The 17,391-nt window shown below is 46.4% G+C and carries 16 protein-coding genes; 6 read left to right on the top strand and 10 right to left on the bottom strand.

The window, feature by feature from the left end; translation table 11 throughout:
- Positions 1 to 103 precede the first annotated feature (103 nt).
- The gene (locus tag P150_RS0111815) at positions 104 to 820 is read left to right on the top strand and encodes a hypothetical protein (RefSeq protein WP_231477605.1); all 717 of its coding nucleotides are present in this window, start codon (positions 104 to 106) and stop codon (positions 818 to 820) included.
- Positions 821 to 1,440: 620 nt separating this feature from the next.
- Here P150_RS0111815 and P150_RS0111805 read toward each other — a convergent pair.
- Positions 1,441 to 1,893, bottom strand: coding sequence for a nucleoside deaminase (locus tag P150_RS0111805; protein ID WP_028897867.1), 453 nt, complete (start codon positions 1,891 to 1,893; stop codon positions 1,441 to 1,443).
- Between the two features lie 117 nt (positions 1,894 to 2,010).
- Here P150_RS0111805 and P150_RS0111800 point away from each other — a divergent pair, with 117 nt between their 5' ends.
- From P150_RS0111800 to pyrH, 3 genes are read left to right on the top strand one after another with little or no spacing between them, the layout of a single operon-like run.
- Entirely contained in the window at positions 2,011 to 2,373 is a 363-nt protein-coding gene (locus P150_RS0111800) for a YraN family protein (protein ID WP_028897866.1), read from the top strand.
- 24 nt (positions 2,374 to 2,397) lie between these two features.
- Positions 2,398 to 3,183, top strand: coding sequence for a biotin--[acetyl-CoA-carboxylase] ligase (locus P150_RS0111795; protein ID WP_028897865.1), 786 nt, complete (start codon positions 2,398 to 2,400; stop codon positions 3,181 to 3,183).
- Positions 3,170 to 3,880 carry a UMP kinase gene (pyrH, locus tag P150_RS0111790; RefSeq protein ID WP_028897864.1) on the top strand — a complete coding sequence of 237 codons (711 nt, stop codon included), beginning with the start codon at positions 3,170 to 3,172 and terminating at the stop codon, positions 3,878 to 3,880. Before P150_RS0111795 ends, pyrH begins: the two co-directional genes overlap by 14 nt.
- Before the next feature lie 243 nt (positions 3,881 to 4,123).
- Here pyrH and P150_RS0111785 read toward each other — a convergent pair whose 3' ends face one another.
- Genes P150_RS0111785 through P150_RS0111775 form a run of 3 tightly spaced genes read right to left on the bottom strand, consistent with a single transcriptional unit; the run spans position 4,124 to position 5,844 of the window.
- Entirely contained in the window at positions 4,124 to 4,393 is a 270-nt protein-coding gene (locus P150_RS0111785; RefSeq protein WP_028897863.1) for a DUF4834 family protein, read from the bottom strand.
- Positions 4,394 to 4,435: 42 nt separating this feature from the next.
- Positions 4,436 to 5,131 carry a CDP-diacylglycerol--serine O-phosphatidyltransferase gene (pssA, locus tag P150_RS0111780; protein WP_028897862.1) on the bottom strand — a complete coding sequence of 232 codons (696 nt, stop codon included), beginning with the start codon at positions 5,129 to 5,131 and terminating at the stop codon, positions 4,436 to 4,438.
- A gap of 17 nt (positions 5,132 to 5,148) precedes the next feature.
- Positions 5,149 to 5,844, bottom strand: coding sequence for a phosphatidylserine decarboxylase family protein (locus P150_RS0111775; protein WP_028897861.1), 696 nt, complete (start codon positions 5,842 to 5,844; stop codon positions 5,149 to 5,151).
- A gap of 130 nt (positions 5,845 to 5,974) precedes the next feature.
- On the opposite strand from P150_RS0111775, the gene dnaE reads away from it, so the two are divergent.
- Positions 5,975 to 9,691, top strand: a complete 3,717-nt coding sequence (gene dnaE / locus P150_RS0111770) for a DNA polymerase III subunit alpha (protein ID WP_028897860.1) — start codon at positions 5,975 to 5,977, stop codon at positions 9,689 to 9,691.
- 69 nt (positions 9,692 to 9,760) lie between these two features.
- Entirely contained in the window at positions 9,761 to 10,075 is a 315-nt protein-coding gene (gene trxA, locus P150_RS0111765; RefSeq protein ID WP_028897859.1) for a thioredoxin, read from the top strand.
- Between the two features lie 171 nt (positions 10,076 to 10,246).
- Here the strand turns inward: trxA and P150_RS0111760 are convergent, their stop codons facing one another.
- The 6 genes from P150_RS0111760 to P150_RS0111740 all read right to left on the bottom strand — a co-directional run bounded on the left by P150_RS0111760 (position 10,247) and on the right by P150_RS0111740 (position 17,351).
- Positions 10,247 to 10,705, bottom strand: a complete 459-nt coding sequence (locus tag P150_RS0111760) for a histidinol phosphate phosphatase (protein WP_028897858.1) — start codon at positions 10,703 to 10,705, stop codon at positions 10,247 to 10,249.
- A gap of 191 nt (positions 10,706 to 10,896) precedes the next feature.
- Positions 10,897 to 11,019 (bottom strand): hypothetical protein, encoded by a 123-nt coding sequence (locus tag P150_RS18140; protein WP_255327176.1) that lies wholly within the window; start codon positions 11,017 to 11,019, stop codon positions 10,897 to 10,899.
- 42 nt (positions 11,020 to 11,061) lie between these two features.
- The gene (locus P150_RS0111755) at positions 11,062 to 11,577 is read right to left on the bottom strand and encodes a WG repeat-containing protein (protein WP_028897857.1); all 516 of its coding nucleotides are present in this window, start codon (positions 11,575 to 11,577) and stop codon (positions 11,062 to 11,064) included.
- 77 nt (positions 11,578 to 11,654) lie between these two features.
- Positions 11,655 to 12,065: a tRNA (adenosine(37)-N6)-threonylcarbamoyltransferase complex ATPase subunit type 1 TsaE gene (gene tsaE / locus P150_RS0111750; protein WP_028897856.1), complete on the bottom strand. Its 411-nt coding sequence runs from the start codon at positions 12,063 to 12,065 to the stop codon at positions 11,655 to 11,657.
- A gap of 30 nt (positions 12,066 to 12,095) precedes the next feature.
- Positions 12,096 to 13,694: a bifunctional response regulator/alkaline phosphatase family protein gene (locus P150_RS0111745; protein WP_028897855.1), complete on the bottom strand. Its 1,599-nt coding sequence runs from the start codon at positions 13,692 to 13,694 to the stop codon at positions 12,096 to 12,098.
- Between the two features lie 45 nt (positions 13,695 to 13,739).
- Complete coding sequence (locus P150_RS0111740) at positions 13,740 to 17,351, bottom strand: hypothetical protein (protein WP_028897854.1); 3,612 nt, start codon at positions 17,349 to 17,351, stop codon at positions 13,740 to 13,742.
- Between the last annotated feature and the right edge of the window lie 40 nt (positions 17,352 to 17,391).

Genomic DNA, 17,391 nt, shown 5'->3' with positions numbered 1-17,391 from the left:
TAGTCTAAAAAGATAAAAAAGACCAAACAATTAAGATTAACAATTCTAATATTTTAAAGTTATAAAAAAATTATTACTATTAGCTCTTGCAGCTATCTTCGGAATGAGTGCCAATGCACAAGAACCTCTTAATGAGCGACCGGAAGGCACCGTTAAAGTTTACAACCGCGTCGGTCAAGGTATTTTTCTGCAAATGTCAGATGACGGCTACTCGCTTGATATGGCCAGTCTGGATTTGAAAGAGGTTTCCGACTTTGAGGTGGTTTTCGCTGCCGACAACAAGACCGTTTACGTTAAAAATCCAATCGCGGCACTTCCTTATACATTTATTGATATAACCGACAGATGGGTAAAAGGAAATATCGAAGGCAATAAAATTACTATTCCACACAAAACTATGATATTCTCTATCATAAATGATGCAAATGATAAAATAGAGATTTTTATGGGCTATTACAGCATAAACCAAAACAATCAAGCTGAAAAATTAGCCACACCTTTGGACATTACCTATACTATCGAAGAAGACAAGATTACACTTGATTCACCGGGAACTGACAAGACATATCTCTTGTCTTGTATAGGAGAAGACGAAACTTGGGAACGAATGAGCGAATATGCCGGAACCGTGTACAAACTAAAGAATGCTGCCCCTACCGGCATCGGAAATATAGCAAAAGAAAACAATGCTGAAGCTGTCAGCAATACCTATTACGATATTGCAGGACGGAAAGTTTCTCCGACAGCAAAGGGTGTTATCATTAAGCAAATCAAGTTCAATGACGGAACACAAAAGACTATAAAGTCTATCAACAAGTAATTAAAAGATTATATCTTATAAAAAAGACGACACACTTTTCAAAAAGTGTGTCGTCTTTTTCTTATACATATCGGTTTGTAGCAAGAATTTACGAAAAGAATCATTCGCCCATTAAGACGTATTTTCATCTATGAAACCAAGAAAACACTAGAATGTAATTCAGAAAAATGTAAAACTTGATTACCCAAAAACGCACATATTTTTTCTGCAATATAGAGAATTTCAAGGCTTGTTTTGAGAAATGAATTTGATTTTTCGAGGTATTGGCATTCAGTTGTTCGAAGATGATTTTCCATTCTTGCGATAAACGCAACACATTCATCGCAAGAATGGAGAGCAAACTTGCGAAGAATATAGCGAAAAATATGGTAAAAAAGTCGGATTTATTATCCTATTCGTAAAGAATTTGAAGATATTTTTATGCACAAACCATATCAAATATTCATAGCAAATTGATTTATTGACGGTTAGGACTGCACGCTCATAATTCGCATATTTGAAAAATAAAAATCTTTTGTCGAAAATAAACGAATTATGCAGAGGTCTTTGTCAATATTATTCAAAGATTCTGAGACAGTTCTATGCAGAACACGATTTTTAGAATCTGCCCGTTCGTACCTCTATCTCCTTTCCTTGAAAAACCTTTGCATCAAGTCCTTACACTCATCTTCCAACACACCGTACACAGTTGTGGCTTTCGGGTGCAATGCCTTTGGTGCATACTCCATATAGCCACGCTTTTCGTCGCGACAGCCATAGACTATTCGCTTTAATTGCGCCCATCCTATGGCACCTGCACACATTATGCAAGGCTCAACGGTAACGTAAAGCGTGCAGTCCTGCAAGTATTTCCCACCCAACTCGTTGGCTGCCATCGTTATCGCCTGCATTTCTGCGTGCGCAGTAACGTCGTTCAGCGTTTCAGTCAGATTGTGCGCACGGGCTATGATTCTGTCTCGACAAACCACTACGGCTCCCACCGGTATTTCGCCTTCCCTGTATGCAGCTTCGGCTTCGGCCAGCGCACGCCGCATATAGTATTCGTCTTTCTTCTGTTGTTCTTCCATACTCATATTGCAAAATTACTACATTTATTTTGTTTTTCAGAAAGAAAATTCTAACTTTGTATGCGTTAGAAAATGCGCCTTAGCGTACATTGCACCTTAAAAATAATCTAAGATTTACAGATAATGGCAACACACAACGAATTGGGAGCGTGGGGAGAGGAGCTTGCGTGCGAATATCTGCGCCAAAGCGGTTACAGAATACTCGACAGAAACTGGAAATACGGTCGGCGGGACTTGGATATTGTAGCCGTGGAAAATGATGTACTCGTAGTGGCAGAGGTTAAAACACGCAGAAACGAAAGATTCACGGATGCCGATGAGGCTGTGAATGCACAGAAAATCCGTTCTCTTTCCATTGCTGCAAATGCCTATGTGAAGTCGCATTGCTGGAATCAAGACATTCGTTTTGACATCATTACGATAGTCGGTAGCCCTGATGAGCACGAAGTCAGACACGTAAAGGATGCTTTCCTGCCATTTGTCTGAAACCCGAACGTGAATCAAGAATAAATGGATATATTAAAAAGAATCAAGAATGCTTTCCGAAAGGAAGAGAAACCTGCTGCAAAGATTATCCGTCTGGAGTCTGTCGATAGTACGAACAACTTCCTTATGGCTTACACTCCAACCGCAGACGAGGCTATGACGGTAGCCGTTGCCGACTATCAGACGGAAGGGCGTGGACAGGGCACCAACACTTGGGAGAGCGAAGAGGGAAAGAATCTTCTTTTTTCCATCTTGCTGCATCCGTCCGAAATAGCCGTTCGCAACCAGTTTCTCCTGTCAGAATACGGTGCTTTGGCATTGAAGGAAGCCTTGACCGACTATGTTGATGAAGATATAACTCTGAAATGGCCGAACGATATCTATTGGAGGGACAAGAAACTCAGTGGAACGCTCATAGAAACCAAACTGGGCGCAGGCAGAATCAAGGATTGCGTGTTTGGAATTGGGCTGAATGTCAATCAGACTGATTTCAGGAGCGATGCGCCAAATCCGGTTTCCTTGTGTCAGATTCTCGGGCGCGAAGTAGACAGGGACGAGCTTCTTGAGAAGATTGTTTGCTCGTTCGAGAAAAATTATGAACTGATACGCAGCGCAAACTATGCTGCCATTTCGGGAATGTATCACGAGGCGATGTATCGCAACAAGGGTTTCCATCTGTTTGAAGATGCTGACGGAACGTTTGAAGGCGCAATCGTTGAAGTGGAGGACGACGGACATCTCGTGCTTAGAGACCGTCAGGGAATGATAAGAACTTACGAATTTAAAGAAATAAAGTATGGCAAGATTTAAGAGAATACTCTTGAAACTTTCAGGAGAAAGTTTAATGGGCAGTCAGGGACACGGAATTGATCCGGAACGTCTGTCTGATTATGCCCGCCAGATAAAGGAAGTGCAGGAGATGGGAGTTCAGATAGGCATCGTTATCGGTGGCGGCAACATCTTCCGTGGATTGAGTGGAAGCCAGAAAGGCTTCGACCGCGTGAAGGGCGACCAGATGGGTATGTGTGCAACCGTGATTAATTCGTTGGCATTAAGCTCTGCATTGGGTGCAATCGGCGTGAAGTCAAAGGTTCTGACGGCTATCCGTATGGAACCTATCGGCGAATTTTACAGCAAGTGGAAAGCCATCGAGGCTATGGAAGCAGGCTATGTGTGCATATTCTCGGCCGGAACGGGTAGCCCGTATTTCACAACCGACACCGGCTCAAGCCTTCGCGGCATTGAGATTGAGGCAGACGTGATGCTGAAGGGCACTCGTGTTGATGGCATCTATACGGCTGACCCCGAAAAAGACCCTACTGCTACCAAGTTCACGGAGATTACCTACGACGAAATCTATACGAAGGGGCTGAAGGTTATGGACCTTACTGCAACTACTATGTGCAAGGAAAACAATCTTCCTATCTATGTATTCAATATGGACGTAGTGGGCAATTTGAAGAAAGTGATGGACGGAGAAGAGATTGGTACGCTGGTACACAACTAATCTTCTTCAAACAATGGCATAATAAATCCCAACAAGCTGATGATTTATGGGTGGCTTGTTGTTTTTTTTATTACTTTTAGCAGTCCTTTATTAAAATATGTGGTTTACTTTTTCAGCATTTCACATAAATTCGGAACAGAGTAAGCGCGTGCATTGTACGAAATTGGATGATAAAACAGATTTTTTGCAAAAATAAAAAAGAGAATCAAAAATGAATTTGATTCTCTTTCTATTTGATAAAACTTATTCTTTCTGCCCTGATTGAGTTTCTGACTCGGTAAAATCCACATATTCTCCTTCGTCATCTCCTATGATTTGTTTCTTTCTTTGCGCTTGCGGGCGATTGTCTATAACCGTATCGCCATCAGTTCCAGCTTGATATTGTGGGCGTTCTCTCTGCTGAAATCTATTCGCAGTGTGTTTTATCTGTTTATAGAATGTGTAGGCTATCCAAAGGATAGCTACCAAAAAGAGGAAGAATATTGCAAGAATGAACTTAAGAATTGTTGCCATAACTTTGTTTTTTGCTAATCGGTAAATTAGATGAAAAACGAATTATTTGTGGATAATTGCTGACAAGAGCACATACCAAGCGATGATTATTGCCAAACCTGCTATCCCAAAGATGATAAGCAATGGTATACAGGTCAGCAGAAAAATGTACTTTACTTCGTTTCCTTTCCATCCCCATTGTTTGAACTTCAAGGCAAACATCGGAATTTCAGAAACCATCAGCCACGAACTTACGCAGATTCCTCCGAGAACAAAGAAGAGCATCAACGGCGATGCTTCTATAAATCTTCTGCCACCTACTAATAATGAACCCCAAAAAAGCGCATTGGCAGGGGTCGGCAGTCCAATGAAGCCTAATGCCTGTCGCTCGTCGAGATTGAACTTTGCCAATCGCAATGCTGAAAATGCAGCCATTATGAATGCCGAGAACGGGATATAGTCGCGAAGTGCATTCAATATTCCCGGATAATCCATAATATGGAGTTCGCTGAAAACCATCGTTGCAGGAGCTACTCCAAACGTAATTACATCTGCTAATGAGTCCAGTTCCTTACCAATCGGCGAACTGACTTTCAGCAAACGTGCTGTCATCCCATCGAAAAAATCGAAAACTGCTCCTAAAACGATGAATAGCAATGCAACATTCAACTCATTGGCAACGGCAAACATCGTTGCAATGCAGCCGGAAATGAGGTTGCAGCAGGTAATGCTATTGGGAATATGCTTTTTAAGATTCATTTTGTTGAACAGCTCTTCTAAGGTAGTTTGGCTATTACGGTTTGGTCGCCAGTTGTGGACTGTCCCATCTGGACAAGGATTTCCGAACCCATTGGAAGATAAAGATCGACACGACTACCCAATTTAATGAAACCGAGGTGCTCGTCTATGAAGCATTCATCGCCATCCTTTGCATAATTGACGATACGGCGTGCTACTGCACCGGCAATCTGACGGCAAAGAATCTCCTGACCATCGGGAGTTACAAGCATCGTATCGGTATGTTCGTTTTCCTCGCTCGCTTTAGGAAGCCACGCTTTCATAAACTTGCCATCGAAATGCTTGACGAATTTCACGGTTCCATCAACAGGAAACCAGTTGGCGTGTACGTTCCAAAGACTCATAAAGATGGAAACCATCATACGGTTGTCGTGAAAATAGGTATTTTCTTCAACTTCTTCCACAACGACAATGTGTCCGTCTGCCGGAGCTACAACAATCTTTTCAGTATCTTCGCCTTCAAAATATCTGATAGGACAACGGTAGAAATTGAGCACGATGCTATAAACAGTACCGAAAATGGCGATGAAAATCCAAAAAGGTATATGGTTCTGAGGCATTGCAAACCATAAAATGAGGGCAATGAGCACTATGCCTATTCCTCCATACAGTATTTGGTCCGTACCTTCGTGATGTATTCTGATTTTTCTAAGTTTTCTCTTGATTTTTCCCATGGTTGAGAAGCAACATTTTTATTGGTGCAAAGATAGTTCTTTTTTGTTAGTTGTACAAATTTTTATAATCATTCTTTTGGTCGTGTCATCTTTTCGTCGTAACTTTGAACTTCAAATTTGCAGTTAAAAAATGGAAGATTTCGTACATTTACACGTTCACACGCATTATTCAATCCTTGATGGCCAGTCAAAGGTGCAGTATCTTGTAGACAAGGCCGTCAAGAATGGGATGAAAGGTATGGCCATCACCGACCACGGTGTGATGTTTGGCATCAAGGAGTTTTCTGACTACTGTGCAAAAATCAACAAAGGACGCAAGGAAAAAGGCGAGGAACCGTTCAAGCCCATCTTCGGCTGTGAAATGTATGTGGCACGCCGAACTAAATTTGACAAGGTAAAAGATATGCACGATAACTCGGGTTATCATCTTATTGTCCTTGCCAAGAATTACACTGGTTACAAGAATCTTATCAAACTTGTGTCAAGGGCTTGGGTGGACGGTTATTACTATCGCCCAAGAACCGACCGTGCCGATTTGGAAAAGTATCACGAAGGATTGATTGTCTGCACGGCCTGCATTGCAGGAGAAGTTCCCAACAAGATAATCCACGACGATATAGAAGGTGCACGTGAGGCTTGTGAATGGTACCACCGTGTATTCGGAGACGATTTCTATCTGGAATTGCAGCGGCACGAAGTGAAGGATCCGAACCTCATTGCCAATCGTGAGGCATTTCCCTTGCAACAAAAGGCGAACAAAGTGCTGTTGCAGTTTGCAAAGGAATACGGAATAAAGGTTGTCTGCACGAACGACTGCCACTTTGAAGATCAGGAAACGGCCGAAGCTCACGACCATCTGCTCTGTCTGAGCACTCAGGAAGACCTTCACGATCCGAAACGTATGCGCTATTCAAAGCAGGAATGGTTTAAGACACGTGAGGAAATGAATGAAGTCTTTGCCGATGTGCCGGAAGCTATGGCCAACACGATAGATATTCTTAATAAGGTAGAGATTTACAGTATCGACAATGGTCCGATTATGCCGTTCTTTCCGATTCCCGAAGACTTTGGAACGGAAGAGGAATGGCGAAGGATATTCTCGGAAGAAGATCTTTATCGTGAATTTACTACCGACGAGAATGGAGAAAACCAATTAAGTCCTGAAGAGGGACAGAAGGTTATCGAGCGTCTCGGTGGGTATGAAAAGATGTACCGCATCAAGTTCGAAGCCGACTATCTGGCCAAACTTGCCTATGACGGAGCTAAGCCATTGTATGGCGAACCATTGTCGGATGAAGTGAGAAAGGCCATCAACTTCGAGCTTCACGTAATGAAAACAATGGGTTTCCCCGGCTACTTCCTTATCGTGCAGGACTTTATCAACGCAGCACGTACCGAACTCGGAGTGATGGTTGGCCCCGGACGTGGCTCTGCTGCCGGTTCCGTCGTGGCTTATTGCTTGGGTATTACGAGGATAGACCCGTTGAAATACGACTTGCTTTTTGAGCGTTTTCTAAACCCAGACCGTGTAAATCTTCCCGATATTGATACCGACTTCGACGACGACGGACGAGGAAAAGTGCTGCAATGGGTAATGGACAAGTACGGAGAAGAGAATTGCGCACACATCATTACTTACTCTACGATGGCAACAAAGAACTCCATCAAGGATGTCGCACGTGTAGAGCAATTACCTCTGGAGGTTTCAAATGCTTTGTGCAAAGCCATTCCCGACCGTTTGCCGGAGGGAATGAAGATGAATCTTACCAATGCCATCAAGTGTACACCACAGTTGCAGGAAGCCGAAGTGAGCGAAGACTTGCGCGAAAGAAACACGATAAAGTATGCCAAGATGCTCGAAGGAACGGTGCGTGGAACTGGCATTCACGCTTGCGGATTCATCATCTGCCGCAATCCTATCAGCGAGTGGGTGCCCATTTCTACGGCAACCGACCCAGACTATCCCGACCAGAAAGTGCCTGTAACGCAGTATGACGGACACGTAATCGAAACTACCGGCTTGATCAAGATGGACTTCCTCGGTCTGAAGACGCTTTCGGAAATCAAGGAGGCGTGCAAGGTTATCAAGCAGACCACCGGCGACATCGTAGATATCGACAATATCCCTATCGACGACGAACTGACATATCAGCTTTATCAGCGGGGACAAACCATCGGTACGTTCCAGTTCGAGTCGGCAGGTATGCAGAAGTATCTTCGAGAACTGCACCCGACGGTATTTGAAGACCTCATTGCGATGAACGCCTTGTACCGCCCCGGACCGATGGACTACATTCCCGACTTCATCAAGCGAAAGAACGACCCCTCACTGGTAAAATACGATATTCCTTGCATGGAGAAATACCTCAAGGACACTTACGGAATTACCGTGTATCAGGAGCAAGTGATGCTTCTCAGTCGTCAGTTGGCCAACTTTACCCGTGGAGAAAGCGATGCGCTCCGCAAGGCGATGGGTAAGAAGAAGAAAGCCATCGTAGACGCAATGAAGCCAAAATTCCTGAAACAGGGACAGGAAAACGGACACGACCCTGTCGTCTTGGAAAAGATATGGACCGACTGGGAAAAGTTTGCGAGCTATGCTTTCAATAAGTCCCACGCCACCTGCTATTCTTGGGTGGCTTATCAGACGGCGTACCTGAAAGCCCATTACCCTGCCGAATTTATGGCAGCACTGATGACACGTCGTTTCAGTCAGATTACTGAAATCACAAAACTGATGGAAGAGTGCAAGGCGATGAAGATACAGACGCTCGGACCCGACGTGAACGAAAGCCAGATGGGATTCGGTGTAAATAAGAAAGGAGAAATCCGATTCGGTCTTTCGGCCATCAAGGGTATGGGAACGGGAGCTGCGCAAGCCATCGTGAACGAGCGGCTGAAGAACGGAGCCTACAAGGATATCTTTGATTTCGCGGAGCGAATAGACCTGAGCAACGTCAATCGCAAGGCATTTGAAAGCCTTGCGTACAGCGGCGGCTTCGACAGTTTCGGCTTGCAGCGCGAACAGTTCTTCGGAATTACCAATAAGGGACAGACCTTCCTCGACACACTCGTCAGATATGCGCAGCTCTTCCAGATGGAAAAGGCACAGCAGCAGAACTCTCTTTTCGGCGGCGACGACGCAGTCGATGTGGCGCATCCGGCGATTCCGAAGGGCGAAAAGTGGCCCACCATCGAGAAGCTCAACAAGGAACGCGAACTTGTGGGCATCTATCTCTCGGCGCATCCGTTGGATGAATACGGCGTTATTCTGAACAATATGTGCAACACAAAGTGTACGGAAGTGAGCCGCAATGCCGATTATGCCGAACTGTCAAAGCGCGACGAGATTACTTTCGGCGGCATCATAACGGAAGTTGTGGAGCGTTTCTCACAGAAAACAGGCAAGCCATTCGGCTTTGTAAAGATAGAAGATTATGAAGGAACAGGCGAATTGGCACTGTTTGGCGACGATTGGGCGCGATATAATGGCTTAATGAAAGAAAATTATACTATCTTTGTAACGGCAAAATGCCAGCCTCGCTACCGGAACAGCGAAATCTACGAGCTGAAAGTGAGCAATGTGGAGCAACTGTATGACGTGAAGGCACACCGGCTGAAGAGTTTTACCATCACGCTTGACGCTTTGACGCTGACAGAAGACACCGTGGCAGACCTGACATCTGTCATAGAGGAATGCCCCGGCGACACGCAGTTGCTCGTTCAGTTGCGCACGCCGGAGCAGAACGTGGTAAAGCTCCGAAGCAGAAGCAAGGGAGTGAACGTGGACAGAAAGCTGATAGAGTTTCTCAAACGGAATCCTGCAATGGCCTACCACATAAATTAAAGTTGGCACAATATTTGGAAGAACGGAAACATAATCAAGAATACAAACAATTTTTAAATAAAAGAAAAAATGGAAGTAGTAATTACAACTGAGAATTTTGAGAGTTACAAGAATGGCGATTTGCCATTGGTAGTTGATCTTTGGGCTACTTGGTGTGGTCCCTGCAAGATGGTTGGTCCAATCATTTCAGAATTGGCAAACGACTATGACGGCAAGATCGTTGTCGGTAAGTGCGATGTAGAGGAAAACAACGACATCGCTATGGATTTCGGTGTCCGCAACATCCCTACAATCCTTTTCTTCAAGGGCGGCGAATTGGTAGACAAGTTCGTGGGAGCTGCTTCCAAGGCTGTTCTCGACGAGAAGTTCAAGGCATTGCTGTAAACTAAACATTGGTAATCTGTTGAAAGATTGCCCGACATTTTAAAAGCCATATCGGAAATCCTCTCTTGTCGAGATTCCGATATGGCTTTTTCTTTGTTGGTATGTAAAAGGATGGTAAGAGGGAAACGGGGCGATGCCCTTGAGATTCATCGCTCCGTTGTGGATCTGCCGTTACGGATTATCCTCGCCACTTTCTTCTGACGGCTTCGGCTTCTTCGTTTTCTTGGCCGGTGCTTCTACACGCTCGTAGCTTACGCCGGTGAGGGTGAAGTATTTGCGCGAGGGCGAGAGACGCACGACGGGCTTCGTAATGTGGATGTTGGGATTGAACTCCACTACGCCTTTCTCAACCAACTTGCTCTGGAAGGAGGGTGTGAGCGTGCCGATGTCGCCAAACTCCACGATGTCGCCGTTTTCTACGTGGCGTTTTGCTATCTCGGCGGCGAGCCGGAGCACTGCCTCCACCTCTGCGCCGGTGAATGTGGTTGCGCGCGCCACCTCGTCGCAGAAGCTGCGGTGGTCGACGCGCTTGCGTCCTGTGGGATTAGCCTGAATGACGGTCTTGCCAGCCATTGCCCCGATTGTTGCCTTGCGCTCGGTGAGCGTGTAGGCTAAAGGTCTGTTTGCCATAGTTTTGTTTAGGTGCTCCACGGTGGGTTGCCGTGCGGAGGTCGGGAGCCTGTACCCTCCGGCGGTTTTTTCTGTGTCTTCGGTGCAAATATACGAAAAAGGTCGTGGGTTTCCAAGAAAACCCTCGACCTTTTCGCTCAAAACCCTCGACCCTTTTGAGGGATCGATACACTATAATAATCGACTAATCTTTACAATGATGCAAATTTATGGCTTACTATGTATGGAAATCCTGTCTCCAACAATGGCAACAGCTTGTTGATTCGTGGAAATTCTTTCACTCCTAATGTGATTAAAGTTAATTTCTGTCTCATAAGTTATATGCTATGGCTTTTTGAAAGTTTGCCTTGTCGTATTCAGCGCGAGATATGATACCATTTGTCCGAAACCCACGTCTCGTGCCTGTCTCCATTCGGACTGCCTTCAATGACGACGCTTCCCCGGTCGGCCACCTTGGCTCTTCCGTTCACAAAAGGATGTGCGAATTTGTATCTGGGCTCGATGACGATATGCCCGAGGGTGTCGGCGTAGCCCATACGGCCGTCTTGTCCGATGATTCTGAAAAGTCCTTCGGATGGATTATCGGGACCATTGTCGTAGGCAAAGACGAAGAAGAGGAATTTGCCTTGATTGTCAAGACAGCTGATGCGTCCGTGCTGGTCGGCAACAAAGCCGATTCGGGTAATCGTATCCGTGAAGCAGAGCGTATATTGGCAGCCGACGACCGTATCGCCGCGTGCGTCGGCATAGCCGTACAGGTCGTTCTTCTCTATGCTGAAAAGCCTGTTGTCTGGCTTCGTACAGCCTGCGGGGAAAAGGAAAATGGAGCGGAAAAGCAGCGTGGCGATACTTTTCAGAAAGAGTGCCTTCATCGTTGTTTCCGTTTTAAGACATCCGTCGTAGGGGATAATTCCTGCCGTGGACAAAGATTCCTGTTCTTGCCCGTCCGTCAGAAACTGACGCTGCGCGTGCCGTCTTCCAGTTCTTCAATCGTTACCTTGACGGCATTCTCGGGCAATATTTCTTCGATGAGTTCGGGCCACTCGAGGAGACAGAGGCTGCCGCTGTAGAAGTAGTCTTCGTAGCCCATATCGTAGACTTCGTCGAGTTTCTTGATGCGGTAGAAGTCGAAGTGGTAGATGGGATTGTCGTTGCCGTCGGTATATTCGTTCACAAGGGCGAAGGTGGGGGAAGTTATGACGTCTTCAACGCCGAGAATCTCGCAGAGAGCCTTGATGAACGTGGTCTTGCCGGCACCCATCCTGCCGTAGAAGGCAAATACTTTGTTTTCGCCGATGTTGCTGATGAACTCTTTTGCAGCCTCGTGGATAGCGTCGAGGCTCTTTATCTTGATTTCCATTTTCTGAATGTTTGTTTGGTTTCTTACTTTTTATCGCTTGCGGGGGGTAAGTGTAACGAGCGGGACTATCATTTCCTCGATGGAGATTCCGCCGTGCTGGAATGTGTCCTTATAGTAGGATACGTAGTAATTATAATTGTTCGGGTAGGCAAAGAAGTCATAGCCTGTCGCGAAAACATAGCTTGTGCTGATGTTGGGCGACGGCAGTTGCGCCTGCCGCGGCTCCTTGATTGCGAAGACTTCCTTCGGATTATAGTTCAGGTTCTTGCCCAACTTGTAGCGCAGGTTGGTGTTGGTGTTCCTGTCGCCGATGATTTTGACGGGCTTCGTGGTGCGTATCGAACCGTGGTCGGTCGTGAGAATCACCTTATAGTCCGAGCGTGCCAGTTCCTTGAACAGTTCGGCAAGCACGCTGTGGCGGAACCAGCTGATGGTAAGCGAGCGGTAGGCACTCTCGTTGCTTGCCAGTTCGCGGATCATCTTCATTTCGGTGCGTGCGTGCGAGAGCATATCGATGAAATTGACGACGAGCACATTTAGGTCGTTCTGCTCCAGATTCTTCAGTTGCTGCATAAATTTCTCTGCGCCGTTCGAATCGTTGATCTTGTGATAAGAGAACTTGTCGCGCCTGCGGTAGCGTTCTATCTGTGTCTGTATGAGCGGGCTTTCGTTCAGGTTCTTGCCTTCTTCCTCGTCTTCATCCACCCAGAGTTCCGGAAACATCTGTGCAATCTGTAAGGGCATAAGTCCGCTGAAGATGGCATTGCGTGCGTATTGGGTTGCTGTCGGCAGGATTGTCATATAGAGGTCTTCCTCTATCTCGAACATATCGCCGATTTCCTCTGACAATGCGCGCCATTGGTCGAACCGGAAGTTGTCGATGACGATGAGGAACACCTTGTTTCCCTCGTCAATCTGTGGGAAAACCTTGCTCTTGAATATATCGGGACTCATCAGCGGACGCTCGCCGGCATTTCTCTTGTCCTTGTTCTGCATCTTGAACTTGCCGCCGTTGTCCTTGGGAGCCACCCAGTCGAGATAATTCCGGGCGATGTATTTGGCAAATCCGATGTTGGCTTCCTCCTTCTGCATCGTGAGCATTTCGGTCATATTGCTGTCCGCATCGCTCAGTTCAAGTTCCCATTTCACGAGCCGTTTGTAGACTTCCACCCAATCCTCAAAGTTTCTGCAATCGCTTATCTGCATCGCTATCTGCTGATAGTCCTGCTGATAGCCGCTTTGCGTAACTTCCGTTACGATTTCCCGCCGATGGATGTTCTTTTTCAATGTAAGAAGTATCTGACTGGGATTGACAGGCTTGATAAGGTAATCGGCAATCTTGGAACCGATTGCCTGATTCATTATGTCCTCTTCCTCGCTCTTCGTTACCATCACGATGGGAGTTGCCGGTTGGATTTCTTTTATTTTCTGAATCGTTTCCAAACCGGACAAACCCGGCATCTGCTCGTCGAGCAGCACAAGGTCGAACGTTTGCGCACGACACTGGTCTATCGCGTCAGCTCCGTTGCTGACCGTGATAACCTCGTATCCTTTTTTTTCAAGGAATATGATGTGGGCTTTGAGAAGTTCTATCTCATCATCAACCCATAATAGAAGTCCGTTGCTCATATATTCGTGAACTGATTCTTTCTTATTAATACTGATGTTTAAAACTTAGAAACCGTCCAAGTCGTAGTACTCGTCGTCGAAATCGTAGTCGAGTACAGGAGTGGTCTGTTTCTTTTGGTTATTGTTGCCTGCTTTGGGGGCATCCTCGAAGTAGATAACCGGTCCTTCGGCAGTCTGTTTCTTCGGCTGCTGAGCAGGTTTCTGCTGCGCAGGCGTTGTCTTCTGATTAGGGTTAGGCTTCGCAGACGGCTTTTTCGCAGACGGTGCATTGGTTGCAGGCTTTGCAGTCGTAGTGCCATTAGCAGACTTTGGAGCAGCAGGTCTGGGAGAATCCATAGGGATTTCAAATGTGCCTACTGGTGTTTTGGGTTCATTCTCTATTGGAATCTCGAATGTTCCAACAGGTGCAGTAGGCTCGTTGTTCATTGGAATCTCCATCGTGTTGTTGTCGATTGTCGGCACGGGAGGGACAGGAGTCTGCGTTGCAGGCTTTGTTTCCACAGGTTTTCCTGTATTTACGGGCACTGTTTGTGGAATGGTCTTTACCGGCTCTTCAACAGGAACGATGATTTCTGTTGGTGAAGTCTTTGATGGTTTATCGATAGGAATAACCACTTCGGTGGACGATGTTGCAGGCGTTGTCGGAACCTTGACGGCCGGAGCTTCATTTGGAACCACTACGCCGCCGTTGTTTCCTGTTTCAACGGGCTCTTCCTCCATTGGAATTGTCATACCGTTGTTCGCCGGTACATTCATCTGCTCCTGAATATTGAGGTCGCGCTCGGTCGGATTTCGGCTTTCTATCTCTTCCTGTAAGTCGCGTTCCTTCTCTCTCGGCGATGCTATTTCAGCCGGTTCAGACAGCAGGTATCGCTTCGTAACCTTTAGTGGTGCAAAATGTTTCGCATAGAAATCTTCATAGTCCTTATAACTGAATGCCGTTCCTATGAGTTTCAGATTCTGTTCGCTGATAATGATTCCCTTTGTTTCCTTGTTCATCTGCGCCACAACATTATCAAAACTGAACAACTGTCGTGCATACTGATAAGCCTCATCATAGCTTCGGAATCCTGAAAGCTGCATCTGGTGCATACCTTCGATGTCTTCTATTTCGATTTCAAAGTTACGGACAAGGAAGTTCGTGAAGTTGAAGCGGGCCATTTCAAACAACAGCTTGTTTTCGTTGAGCGAATCAGGATTATAGACCAACAGGAACTTGAAGTCCGCGTTTCTTTCGGGAGAGAACTGCACCTGTCTGATGCTGTCGCTGTCGTTGAGAATATCGCTCCGATAGTTCCAGACGTCGCCCAAATCAAACTTTCCGTTACGTATTTTCTTTCCCGCCTGCACGCCGTTCACAATCATACCCGCCATTTCGCTGATACGGCTTTGTGGATATTTCTCCACAACCGTCTTCATATCCTGCAAACAACCGTTGGCATCGCCGCTGTTCAGCTTGCCCAGACCACCGATGAAGAGGAACTTGTCTCGGTTGGCTCCCATCGGGAATCGTGTTTCCGAAATGCGGCTGTTGGCAGCCACCTCGCCCAAACGGTTTTGTCTGAATGCTTCGTATGTGGCAGCATAAAGCGAATCTTCGAGATGTTCGCCGAATTTGGCGTTCTCCTTATAATATGGATCCGACAAGACAGCCGTCCATTGGCTTTTCGGATGTTCGGCTTTCAACCTTGAAATATAGTTGTTGGCTATTTCAGGTTGGTTCTTTCGCATATAAAGAAGGTATAGATGATAGTAAACATCATCCATCTTTTCGTATTCCGGGTAGTTATCGCTCACTCTTCTGAGTGCGCGCTCTGAAAGATTAAGATTGTCCAGACGGTCTTTGAAGATGACACCGGAATGGTGCAGACCGTCTGTCAATATTTTGTTACTGGCTTGAATTTGCTCTGGTGTGAATGGTATCTGCGCCAGATAGTACTCACGCTTGTGTGGATCGTTCTGAGCAGAGTCTGTAAGATTCTTAATCGAATCGAGCCTTGCCTCTTCACGCATTATAGAGTCCCGCTGTTCATCGGTCATTTCTGCGTAGTTGAAGTCAGAACCAATGTTGCCCACAACAGTTTTATTCGCACGCTGCCAGTTATCCACATTCTCGCGCTTACCCCAAAGGCGTTGGAAACTGGCCTTACCCTGCTGAACAGCCATAGGATTGTAGAAATACCACGTGGATTCCTGCTTCTGATTGCCTATTTGCGGTGGTCTGCCGTTGGCATTATTGTTGGTACCGATACCCTCGTTGGCAGATTGCTGCTGCGCTGCTTCCTGTTCGGCCAACCGATCGCGCTCTTCCTTTTCCTTCTTTTTCAGTTCGTCGATAACACGGTCAATGGCCGCAAGACGCTCCTCTTCGGAACATTTTGCAAGATACTGAAGTGAATCCTGAAGCTGAACGGCATCCGTGTAAGGTGCAAGTTCGTCGAGGATTTTCGACCGGTCAGACAACTGTTCATAGTCTTTCCTGTCCTTGTCCAGCAATCCCAATGCTTCATTATAGCATCTGCGGGCATCGCCGAATTTCTCCTTTGCCCAATACAGATCGCCGAGATGGAGCAACAGCACGCCCTTCTCTACCCCACTTCTCGTTGCTTTTTTGTTGCCCTGCTCGTATGCGCTGATGGCATTCATCGTATCTTTCTCGGCAAGATAGATGTTGCCCATAGCGTAGTACACCTGATCGAGATACTCCTTGTTGTTGTCCGACGCTGCCATACGCTTCAATCGGGTTATCATTTGCTTGGACTGGCCTTCAGCCATGACTTCCGTGGCTGCAATCCGTGCATTAAATTCAAGTTCGTAGGGAGGGTTGGAACGGATAACGTGCCGGAATGCGTTGTAGGCAGCCTCCTTATTGCCGAGAGCTGCCTGAATCTGCCCCATCAGATACCATTCGCGGGCTTTCTGCTTACGGCGCATTTCGTGCTTTATGACCTTGCGAAGATAGGGAACAGCCTTTTCCAACTCGCCCGTATGGATATAGTAGTCGGCAAAAGTATAGTCCCATTCCTTCACGGCACGCCAGTCCATAGAGTCGCGCTGCATATTCCGGATTACATCCTCTGCATCGTAAAGCCATCCTTCTTCGACATAAGCCTTTGCCAACCACGCACGCGCCTTGCCGTAGATGGCAGGCTGCCCTTTGTAAAGGCGGCTCATATAGGCAAAGGTAGTGGCAGCCTCGTCGAACGCTCCTTTATAGAACTGCGAACGTCCCATCAGCATCCACGCCTTCCACAGGAACGGATTGTATTCACGGCGCGAAAGCCACTCTATGTCTCTTTCGGTCTTTTTCCGGTTCTTGTTCCATTCAGGCCTGCGCTTGATACTGTGGCGTGCAATGGCTTTCTCCGCCTTTTCAATGGCACGGTCGAAGTTGGCCAATCCAAGCTCTCTGCTGCTCTTGTTGCCGACAGTATAGAGTGGAATCATTTCGGTAAAGTTGTCCTTGTTGCCGTTTTCCTTTTCCAGAGAACCGTCAATATAGGCCTGCGCACCATTATAATAGGTGTTGTATTTCGCATTGAACGAATGCCACCAACGCGACTGCGCAGTATTGTTCTTGGTGGAGCATCCTGCAACAATCGCTGCCAACACCGCCAAAAACAGAATGGGGATATATTTTGAATATCTATATTTCACGTATAATTAACTCAAAAAGGCTATGTTTTATTGTCTTTTC

Source organism: Prevotella sp. HUN102, from assembly GCF_000688375.1.
In the GTDB taxonomy this organism is placed as follows: domain Bacteria; phylum Bacteroidota; class Bacteroidia; order Bacteroidales; family Bacteroidaceae; genus Prevotella.
The sequence above is the reverse complement of the archived record's forward strand: the minus strand, read 5'-3'. Positions and strand labels throughout refer to the sequence as shown.